Source organism: Falsiroseomonas oryziterrae (assembly GCF_021864505.1).
In the GTDB taxonomy this organism is placed as follows: Bacteria; Pseudomonadota; Alphaproteobacteria; order Acetobacterales; family Acetobacteraceae; genus Falsiroseomonas; species Falsiroseomonas oryziterrae.
The window spans coordinates 1-10,013 of sequence record NZ_JAKJIB010000129.1 but is presented as its reverse complement, the minus strand read 5'-3'; the positions used below and the strand labels follow the sequence as shown (position 1 = coordinate 10,013).

At 72.8% G+C, this 10,013-nt stretch carries 8 protein-coding genes and 1 tRNA gene; 2 read left to right on the top strand and 7 right to left on the bottom strand.

The annotated features are described in order from the left end of the window. Positions 1–133 precede the first annotated feature (133 nt). On the bottom strand, positions 134–1,024 hold the full coding sequence (locus L2I40_RS12130; RefSeq protein ID WP_237215217.1) for a GGDEF domain-containing protein: 891 nt from the start codon (positions 1,022–1,024) through the stop codon (positions 134–136). Positions 1,025–1,206: 182 nt separating this feature from the next. Here L2I40_RS12130 and L2I40_RS12125 point away from each other — a divergent pair, with 182 nt between their 5' ends. Next, the gene (locus L2I40_RS12125; RefSeq protein WP_237215216.1) at positions 1,207–2,031 is read left to right on the top strand and encodes a creatininase family protein; all 825 of its coding nucleotides are present in this window, start codon (positions 1,207–1,209) and stop codon (positions 2,029–2,031) included. A 64-nt stretch (positions 2,032–2,095) separates the two neighbouring features. Here the strand turns inward: L2I40_RS12125 and ggt are convergent, their stop codons facing one another. From ggt to L2I40_RS12095, 6 genes are all read right to left on the bottom strand, one after another. After that, on the bottom strand, positions 2,096–3,763 hold the full coding sequence (gene ggt, locus L2I40_RS12120) for a gamma-glutamyltransferase (RefSeq protein WP_237215215.1): 1,668 nt from the start codon (positions 3,761–3,763) through the stop codon (positions 2,096–2,098). Positions 3,764–3,806: 43 nt separating this feature from the next. Further along, a complete protein-coding gene (locus L2I40_RS12115; protein ID WP_237215214.1) occupies positions 3,807–4,784 on the bottom strand; it encodes an ABC transporter permease in 978 nt (325 codons plus the stop codon). Position 4,785: 1 nt separating this feature from the next. Then, complete coding sequence (locus L2I40_RS12110; protein WP_237215213.1) at positions 4,786–5,850, bottom strand: ABC transporter permease; 1,065 nt, start codon at positions 5,848–5,850, stop codon at positions 4,786–4,788. Beyond that, on the bottom strand, positions 5,847–7,400 hold the full coding sequence (locus L2I40_RS12105) for an ABC transporter ATP-binding protein (RefSeq protein WP_237215212.1): 1,554 nt from the start codon (positions 7,398–7,400) through the stop codon (positions 5,847–5,849). Before L2I40_RS12105 ends, L2I40_RS12110 begins: the two co-directional genes overlap by 4 nt. 103 nt (positions 7,401–7,503) lie before the next feature. Continuing rightward, positions 7,504–8,505: a BMP family lipoprotein gene (locus L2I40_RS12100; RefSeq protein ID WP_237215211.1), complete on the bottom strand. Its 1,002-nt coding sequence runs from the start codon at positions 8,503–8,505 to the stop codon at positions 7,504–7,506. A 191-nt stretch (positions 8,506–8,696) separates the two neighbouring features. Further along, positions 8,697–8,772, bottom strand: a tRNA-Glu gene (locus L2I40_RS12095). Between the two features lie 111 nt (positions 8,773–8,883). Here L2I40_RS12095 and L2I40_RS12090 point away from each other — a divergent pair. Then, positions 8,884–9,858, top strand: a complete 975-nt coding sequence (locus tag L2I40_RS12090; protein ID WP_237215210.1) for a hydroxyacid dehydrogenase — start codon at positions 8,884–8,886, stop codon at positions 9,856–9,858. Positions 9,859–10,013: the final 155 nt, after the last annotated feature.

Here is a 10,013-nt window from a genome sequence, read left to right as displayed (position 1 = left end):
TCGGCGTTGCGCCCGGCCCGCGCGGCGGCGACACCCTCCGTGCGGAGCGCGCCGGGGTCGGCAGGCGCCTGCGCCGCGGCGATGCCGGGCGCAGCCAGCAGCGCGCACATCAGGGCCATGCGGATCGGGCGCATCACGCCGGGACCCGGTCCGCGAGCGCGACGCGGTCCCGCCCGCCCCGCTTGGCAACATAGAGCGCGCCGTCGGCGGCGGCGATCGCGGCCTCGAGCACCCGGGCAGCGTGTCCGGCCTCCGCCACGGGATCGAGTTCGGCGACGCCGAAGCTCGCGGTGACCCGGGCGCCCGCGGTCGGATGCGGGACGGCGACCGGCAGCGCCACACGCAGACGCTCGGCCATCGCCGAGGCGTCGCGCAGCCCGGCGCCGGGCAGCAGCAGCGCGAATTCCTCGCCGCCGAGGCGTCCGGCAAGGTCGCCGGCCCGCAACCCCGACAGCACTGCCGAGGCCGCGCCGCGCAACACGGCGTCGCCGGCCGCATGGCCATGCGTGTCGTTGACAGCCTTGAAGCGGTCGAGGTCGAGCGCGACCACCGAGACCGGCACCCCGTCGCGCGCGGCACGGGTGATGGCGGCGACGCCGGCATCGAGGAAGCCGCGACGGTTCCGCAGCCCGGTCAGCGGGTCCGTGACCGCCTGCTCGGCGAGGCGTACGAGTGCGAGGTCGCGCTCGTCCAGCGCGCGCATCAGCAGGAGGCCCAGCAGCGGCAGCAGGAGGTCGAAGCCGAGCCAGTACCAACTCCCCGGCAATATGGGGTCCGCCGCCCTCAGGACGGTGTTGTCATAGGCGTCGCGGAGCGAGAGCACCGCGGCAGCGCTGAGCGCGAGCGCGGCGGCCACGGCAAGTGTCGCCGGATGCAGGCCGGCCTCGGCCAATGCGGGAGCACGCGGGCGGAAGAGACGGGCGATCGCGGTGCCCGCCATGGCAAGGCAGGCAGCCCCGATGAAGACTCGTCCCGCCACGTACAGCGTCTCGCTGAGACCCAACCCGGTCGGCTGGAAGCTCATGTGCAAATGGGCCTTGGTCACCTCGACCAAGGGTACCAAGACATGCTGAAAATTAGTTGAGACGCTTGGCCAGATATGAGGCAGGTTGCTGCGGAAACGGTGCAGTAACCCTCACATCATGGCGCCGGTAAGACCCGCCTGCAGCTTGGCGTCCATGCTCGAAACCTGACGGAGCAAGCACGATGACCACGGTCCCAAGCACCCGCGTGCGCATGGGCGAGATCACCGGCGACGAGGCGCGCGCGCTGTATCCGTCCAATCCGGTGGTGCTGCTGCCGCTCGGCAGCCAAGAGGACCAGGGGCCACATGCGCCGATGGGCGACTACCTGCTGGCCGAGCGGATGGCCGAGCTGATCGCGCTGCGCGCGACGGCGGAAGGCACGCGCACCGTGGTGGCGCCCGTGCTGCCCTTCGGCAAGGGCGACTTCTTCGCCCCGATGGCGGGCGGCATCGCGCTGTCGGCCGCCACCTTCCGCGCCGTGCTCGACGAGGTGTTCCACGAGCTGCTGCGCCACAACCTGACGCGGCTGGTCGTCCTGAACGGGCATGGGGGGAACGTGGAGGTCATCAACGACGCGACGCGCGCGGTGCTGCGCGAGCGTGGCCTGGTCATCCCGACGCTCTATCTCTGGCGCATCGCGGGGGCGGAGCTGCCGAAGCTGGTCGGCGCGGAGAAGGCGAAGGCCAGCGCAGGGCACGGCGCCGACCCGCTGACCAGCCTCTGCCTGCACCTGTTCCCGGAGCGCGTGCGGACCGACCTGATCCGCCCGCCGCGGGCCGAGGGCGCGACCGCGCTCGGCCTCCCGGCGCGCGGGTTCGGCGCGCTGGACTTCCGGGGCGCCGAGGTCACCGTGCCGCAGCAATACGACGTCTTCTGCCCCGAGAGCGTCGGCGCGGCCGATGCGCGGCTGTGCAGCGCCGCGACCGGCAAGCTGATCGCCGATCGACTGGTCGAGATCGGATCAGCGTTCTGCCATCACTTCGCGAAGGCCGAGAACCGCGTTTAGCGCCTGATCCGCGGTGGCGGTACGCAGGAGCGGTGACTCGGTCGCTCGCGTATTGACGACGGCGTCAGGCCTTCGCCGGGGCGTCGGGCGAGAAGCGCACGCCGGCGCGCGCCAGCCCGCCGCCCAGCGCCACCACCGTGCCGTCCCCGCGCCAGCAGGCAGCGCCGGTCATGCTGCCATCCGCGTAGAATTCGATCGCGTTCAGCCCGCCGCCGATGGTCCGCACGCGCTCGATGCGGTGGCCGCGGGCGGCGAGCGCGGCCGCGACCTCGTCCGGGAAGGCCGGCTCCAGCTCGAGCCCGAAGCCCTGCGTCCAGGCGCGCGGCGCCTCCACGGCACGCTGCAACTCCATCCCATGGTCGATCAGGTTCAGGATCGCCTGCATGGTGGAGCCGAAGATCCGGAGGCCGCCGGGCTGGCCGAGCGCCCAGCGCAGCCGCCCGTCCTGCGTGACGACGCTCGGCGCCATCGAGGTGAAGACGCGCTTGCCCGGCGCCACCGAGAGCGCCTGGCCGGGACGCGGCTCGAAGTTCAGCATGTAGTTGTTGGCGATCATCCCGGTGCCCGGGATGCCGATGCGCGCGCCGAACAGGCTGTTGATGGTCTGGGTGCTGGCAACGACGTTGCCCATGGCGTCTGCCACCGTGACATGGGTGGTGTTCGGGCTTTCGCGTAAGCCGGGGTCTGGCGCCCAGTCCTGCGCGGCGTCCATCCGGATCGCGGCGCGGCGCGCGGCGGCATGGTCCTTTGCCGTCAGGCGGGCGACGGGAACCTCCACGAAGGCGGGATCGGCGGTCGCGACGGCGCGGTCGGCGAAGGCGATCTTCAGCACCTCGGCCAGCAGATGCGTCGTCTCGACCGTGCCGAAGCCGAGCGCGCGGAGGTCGAAGCCCTCCAGGATGTTCAGCATCTGCGTCATGTGCACGCCGGCCGAAGAGGGCGGCGGCGGGGCGTGGATCTCGAAGCCGCGGTAGCGCGCGACGACCGGCGCACGCTCGACCGGCGCCGCGCGGCGGAGGTCCTCTTGCGTCATGATCCCGCCGGCGGCGGCGAGGCCCTCGACAAGCCTCGTGCCGACGGCGCCGCCATGCAGCGCCTCCACGCCCTCCCGCGCGATGGCGCGCAGCGTCTCCGCATAGGCGCCTTGGACCAGCCGCGCCCCGGCGCGCAGGGGCGCGCCATCCGGCAGGAAGCGCGCGGCCAGGTCGGGATCGCGCGCGAGATCCGCACGGCAATCACCGATCGCATCCGAGAGATAGGGCGTCACCGCGAAGCCCCGCGCCGCGAGGCGGATCGCCGGTTCCAGCACGTCGGCCAACGGCCAGGTGCCGTGGCGCTCCAGCGTCTGCGCCCAGGCGCGCAGCGCCCCGGGGACCGCGACGGCCAGCGCGCCGACGGCGTTGGCGCGGTCCGCGGCCTCCCGCACCTCGGCCCCCGCGCCGGGCGCCATGCGGTACATGCCGTCGAAGGCGGCGGCCGGTGCGGTGGAGAGCCCGTCCACGATGATGTGGCGGCCATCGGCCAGCCGCAGATGCGCAACGCCACCGCCGAGGATGCCGACCATCATCGGCTCCACGACCGTCAGCGCGAAGAGCGAGGCGATCGCGGCATCCACCGCATTGCCGCCGGCAACCAGCACCTCGGCGCCGGCGGCGGAGGCGAGCGGATGGTTGGTGCAGACGACGCCGCGCGATCCGGTGGCGGGGCGCTTCGCGCAGGTGAAGGAGGTCATGCGGTGCAGCTTCGCGCGGAGGTTCCGCGCCCGCAATGCTGGCTCAGCGTTCCTTCACGTAAGGAATGCCGACGGCGCGCGGCGCGACGGCGCGGCCGACGAAGCCGGCGAGCAGGATGACCGTGAGGATGTAGGGCAGCGCCTGCACCGCCTGCACCGGGAAGGGCACGCCGAGCCCCGGCACCGGCACGCCCTGCAGCCGGATCGCGACCGCGTCGAGCAGACCGAAGAGCAGGCAGGTCCAGAGTACCGGCCAGGGCTTCCAGTTCGCGAGGATCAGCGCGGCGAGCGCGATGAAGCCGCGGCCAGCCGTCATGTCCGTGCTGAAGGCGGCGCCCTGCGCGGTGGAGATCGTCGCACCCGCGGTGCCGCAGAGCAGCCCCGCGATCATCACGCCGGCGTAGCGCAGCTTCGCCACCGACACGCCCGCCGCATCCACCGCGCCCGGCGCCTCGCCGCAGGCGCGCAGCCTGAGGCCGAAGCGGGTGCGCCACAGCACGAAGGCCGCAAGCGGCACGAGCAGCAGCGCGAGATAGACGGGCGCGGTGTGCCCGCCGAGCACGCCGACCACGAGGCGCCCGAGCAGCGGCACCTCCGCGATCCATTGCGCGCCGGGCAGCGCGATGGGCTGGAAGCGGCCGTCGGGCGGCAGCGCAGGCGTCTGCCCGCCCTGGCGGAACCAAGCGAGCGCGAGGGTCGCGGTGAGGCCCGCGGCCAGCACGTTGATCGCCATGCCGGAGACCACCTGGCTGCCGCGCAGCGTCACGCAGGCGAAGGCATGCAGCAGCGCGAGCGCGGAGGAGGCGAGGATGGCGGCACCCAGCCCGAGCCAGACATCGCCGGTCACCGCGGCCGTGGCGGCGGCGGCGAAGGCACCGGCCAGCATCTTGCCCTCGAGGCCGACATCCACCACGCCGGAGCGTTCGGCGAACAGCCCCGCGAGAGCGGCCAGGATCAGCGGCGTCGCGACGCGCAGCGTGGCGGCGAGGATCGGCACGATCAGGTCGAGCGCGGCCTCCATCTCAGCCCCTCGCCATCACGCGCGCGAGCGGTGCGCGCAGCAGCGCGCCGAGCGCGCCGGTGAAGAGGATGATGAGGCCCTGCACCACCACGACCATGTCGCGCGGCAGGTCCGGCATCTCGAAGGCGAGTTCCGACCCGCCCTGCGCCAGCGCGCCGAAGAGCAGCGCGGCCAGCAGCACGCCCACCGGATGGTTGCGCCCCATCAGCGCCACCGCGATCCCGGTGAAGCCGGCGCCGCCGGTGAAGTTCAGGATCAGCTTCTGGTGGACGCCGAGGATCTCGTTCACCGCGATGCCGGCGGCGAGCGCGCCGGAGATCGCCATCACCACGATGATGCGGCGGCCCTCGTCGATGCCGGCATAGCGCGCCGCCTCGGGGTTGGAGCCGACGACGCGCAGCCCGTAGCCCCAGGGCGTGCGCCAGACCAGCACCCAGACGACGAAGGCCGCGAGCAGGGCAAGGATCAGCGTGACGTTCGCCGGCGACCGGCCGGGGAAGCCGAAGCTCGACAGCGCGGCGAGACCGGTCGCGAAGCGCCGCGTCTCGGGCGCCATCTGCCCCGGCTGGATCAGCACGTTGACCAGCAGGTAGACCATCAGCGAGGCGGCGATGAAGTTGAACATGATCGTCGTGATGACGACGTGGCTGCCGCGCCGCGCCTGCAGCCAGCCCGGCACATAACCCCAGGCGGCGCCGAAGGCCGCGCTGCCGAGGATCGCGAGCGGCAGGAGCAGCAACGCCGGCAGGCTTGCATCGAGGCCGAGGCAGACGAGCGCGATGCCGAGGCCCGCCATCGCCGCCTGCCCCTCGACGCCGATGTTGAACAGCCCAGCCTTGAAGGCGATCGCGACGGCGAGCCCCGCGAAGGCCATGTTGGTGGCGTAGAACAGCGTGAAGCCGATCGCATCCCAGGAGCCGAAGCTGCCGATCGCGAGCGCGTGCAGAGCTGCCGTCGGCGACTGCCCCGCGGCCAGCACCACCAGCGCCGAGACCGCCATCGCGAGCACCAAGTTCAGCAGCGGAAGAAGGGCGAGTTCCGCCCAGCGCGGCAGCGGGCGCGTCATGCGTGGGCGCCCGCCATGAGCAGACCGAGCTGGCGTTCATCCGCGCCGGCGGGCAGTTCACCCACGATGCGGCCGTCGAACATGACCAGGATGCGGTCGGAGAGCGCCAGGATCTCGTCCAGCTCGACCGAGACCATCAGCACCGCCTTGCCGGCGTCGCGCCAGGCGCGCAGCCGACGGTGGATCGCCTCGATCCCGCCGATGTCCACGCCGCGCGTCGGCTGGCCGACCAGCAGCACGTCCGGCGCCCGTTCCAGCTCGCGGCCCATGATCAGCTTCTGCTGGTTGCCGCCGGAGAAGAGCGAGGAGCGCAGCCGCGGCGCGGCGGGGCGCACATCATGCGTCGCCATCAGCCCGGCCGCATGCGCCTCCACCGCGCGGTTCGAGATCAGGCCGAGGACCCGGCGCCACATCGGGTCGCCGTGGTAGCCGAGGATGGCGGTGTCCTGCGCCGGGAAGTCGGCGACGAGCCCGTGCCGGAGCCGGTCCTCGGGCACATGTGCGACGCCGCGGCCGCGCATCGCCGCCGCGTCGCAGGGCGGCAGCACCTCGCCGCGCAGGCGGATGGTGCCGGACTCCGCCCGGCGCATGCCGGACAGCGCCTCCAGCAGCTCGGTCTGGCCGTTGCCGGCGACGCCGGCGATGCCGAGGATCTCGCCGGCATGGAGCGCAAGCGACACGCCCCGCACGCGCTCCACGCCTGCCCCGTCGCGCACTCGCAGATCCTGCACCGACAGCAGCTCCGGCCCTGGGGTCGCAGGCGCGGGGCGCGCGGCGGCGGCCGGCCGGCGGCCGATCATCAGCTCGCCGAGTTCGGCCGCCGAGGTCTTCGCCGTCTCGCGATGCGCGACCATCTTCCCGCCGCGCATGACGGAGACGCGGTCGGTCACCGCCATCACCTCGCGCAGCTTGTGGGTGATCAGGATCACCGCCTTGCCCTCGTCGCGCAGCGCGCGCAGCACGCGGAAGAGGTCGTCGGCCTCCTGCGGGGTCAGCACGCCGGTCGGCTCGTCGAGGATCAGGATCTCGGCGCCGCGGTGCAGCGCCTTCAGGATCTCGACGCGCTGGCGCGCGCCGACGGGCAGGTCCCCGATCCGCGCATCCGGATCAACGACAAGGCCGTAGTCGCGCCCGAGCCGCGCGAGTGACGCCCGTGCAGCCGCCTCGCCGCCGGCGAGCAGCATGCCGCCCTCTGCCCCGAGCATGATGTTCTCGATCACGCGAAAAGGCTCGACCAGCATGAAGTGCTGGTGGACCATCTCGATCCCGAGGCGGATCGCGTCCGCGCTGTCGCGGATCGTCACCGGCCTGCCGTCCACGCGGATCTCGCCGGCATCCATCGGGTAGAAGCCGTGCAGGATGGCCATCAGCGTGGACTTCCCGGCGCCGTTCTCGCCGATCACGCCGTGGATCGAGCCGCGGCGGACGACGAGGTCCACCGCGTCGTTGGCCAGGACATGGCCGAAGCGCTTGGTGATGCCGCGGCACTCGATGGCGGGCGGCGCGCCGCCCGCGCCCTGCGCCGACGTCACGTCAGGGATGTCCGCCACCTGGTGGCCCATCGTGGCGTCGCCACGATGGGATGCACCACCATCGGAGGATGGGTTCCAGGCCGGGGACCCCACGGCGGCGCCGAAGGCGACGTCGAGGGGATCAGTTCACCGGGCAGTTGTTGTCCGTCATAAAATCGTGGACGGAGACGCGGCCGGCGACGATCTCCGCGCGCGCCCGGTCGACCCGCTGGCGCATCTCGGCCGTCACGAGACGGTCATTATGCTCGTCGAAGGCCACACCGACGCCGTCCTCCGCGAGCCCCAGCACCTGCCGCCCCCCGGTGAAGCGCCCGGCGCGGGCTTCCTCGAAAGCCAGTCGCGCCGCGACGTCCACGCGCTTCAGCATGGAGGTCAGCACATGGCCGGGATGGAGGTGGTTCTGGTTGGAATCCACGCCGATGCCGAGGCGCCCGGCATCGGCCGCGGCCTGCAGCACGCCGCGGCCGGTGCCGCCGGCGGCATGGAAGATCACGTCCGCGCCGCGCTCGATCTGGCTGCGCGCGAGCTCGCTGCCGCGAACCGGGTCGCGCCAGGCGGCCGGGGTGGAGCCGGTCATGTTCTGGAAGACCTGGATCTGGGGGTTCACCGCGCGGGCGCCCTGGACATAGCCACAGGCGAACTTGCGGATCAGCGGGATGTCCATGCCGCCGACGAAGCCGATACGGCCCGAGCGGCTCGCCATCGCCGCCATCATCCCGGCGAGGTAGCTCCCCTGCTCCTCGCGGAACAGGACCGAGCGGACGTTCGGCAGGTCGACAAAGCTGTCGAGCACGACGAAGCGCGTGTTCGGGAATTCGCGCGCCACGGTCTCGACGGCGGCGCGCTGGGCGAAGCCGACGGCGACGATCGGGTCCTGGCCGCGGCGGGCGAAGTTGCGCAGCGCCTGCTCGCGCTGCGGCTCGGCCGTCACCTCGAACTCGGCGACCTGGATGCCGGTGGCGCGCTGGAATTCCTGGCCGCCGCGATGCACCGCCTCGTTGAAGGAGCGGTCGAAGCGCCCACCCATGTCGAAGACGATGGCCGGGCGGACCTCCTGCTGCGCGGCGGCCGGGCCTGCCAGCAGGGCCAGCCCGCAAAGGGCGGCGAGGAGATGCCTACGCATGCGGAAGCCTCGGCGGTTCGGGGTTGCTGCGAATGAAGACCGCGTAACCTCTATACCGAATCCGACGCTCGTCAACGCGGCGTTGCACGCTGCCGGCCGTGCGAGGCTGGCGCCGGGCGACAAGGGGGGATTCCTGACATCGGCGCAGGCTGCGGCAGCCGAGGAAGGTCGAGCGGCGCAAAGCGGCGAGATGGCGTCCCGTACGGGATTCGAACCCGTGCTGCCAACGTGAAAGGCTGGTGTCCTAGGCCTCTAGACGAACGGGACGTGGCGTGGCGGGCGTATGGAGGCGCAGCCCGGGCCGGTCAAGCCCGCGCCGCCGGAATCCACCGCGCCGCACGGTTGCCCGGCGCAGGCCGCGACCTTAAGGGGCGGGCCATGCCGGAGTGCCTCATCGTCCAGCCGATCCACCGGGCCGGCCTCGACCTCCTGACTGCCCATGGCGTCACGCCGCGCTTCGCCTCGGCGCCCGACATGCCGACCGTGGCGCGCGAGATACCGGGCTGCGCCGGGGTGATCACCCGCAATGCCGGCCTGGATGCCGCCGCGGTCGAGGCCGGCGCTTCGCTCCGCGTCATCGTCAACCACGGCGTCGGGATGAACCGGATCGCGGTCGACCGGGCGACGGAACTCGGCATCCCGGTCTGCAACACGCCGACCGCCAATGCCCGCAGCGTGGCCGAGCACGCCATCGCGCTGATCCTGGCGCTGGCCCGGAAGGTGATGGAGGGCGACGCGGCAGTTCGGAGCGGCGACTGGCGGCTGCGCTACGAGGGCCGGATGATGGAGCTGCACGGCAAGACACTGGGGCTTGCCGGCTTCGGCACCATCGCGCGCATCACGGGCGCCATCGCGCGGCACGGGCTCGGCATGCGGCTGCTGGTCTTCTCGCCCGGCTCCGAGGATGCGGCCCTGCGGGAGGCCGGCGCGGAACGCGCGCCGAGCGTGGAGGCGCTGCTCGCGGGCGCGGACGTGGTGTCGCTGCACCGCCCGCTCCGCCCTGACACGCGCCACATGATCAACGCCGACACGCTCCACCACATGCGCCCGCATGCCCTGCTCGTGAACACCGCCCGCGGCGAGCTGGTGGACACAGCCGCGCTGGCGGAGGCGCTACGCGAGGGTCGGCTGGCCGGCGCTGCGGCCGACGTCTTCGCGGTGGAGCCGCCCGGCGCGGAGGAGCCGCTGCTGTCGGCACCGAACACCGTGCTCGCGCCCCATATCGCCGGCGTGACGGAGGAGGCGATGCGCGAGACGGCACTGCAATGCGCAGCACAGGTGCTGGACGTGCTGGCCGGCCGGCGGCCGCCGCATCTCGTGCGGCCCGAGGTCTGGGAGCGGCAACGGAGCTAGCGGAAGCCGAGCCGCGTCCGTCGCGCGGCGAACGCGGCCAGCCCCGGGGCAAGCGCCGCGCCACCGATGAGCAGCCAGGGCGCACGGCCCGTCAGCGTCGCCAGCCAGCCCGCGAGGCGCATGCCGCCGCGCACCTCCGCCGCCCAGCGCGCGTG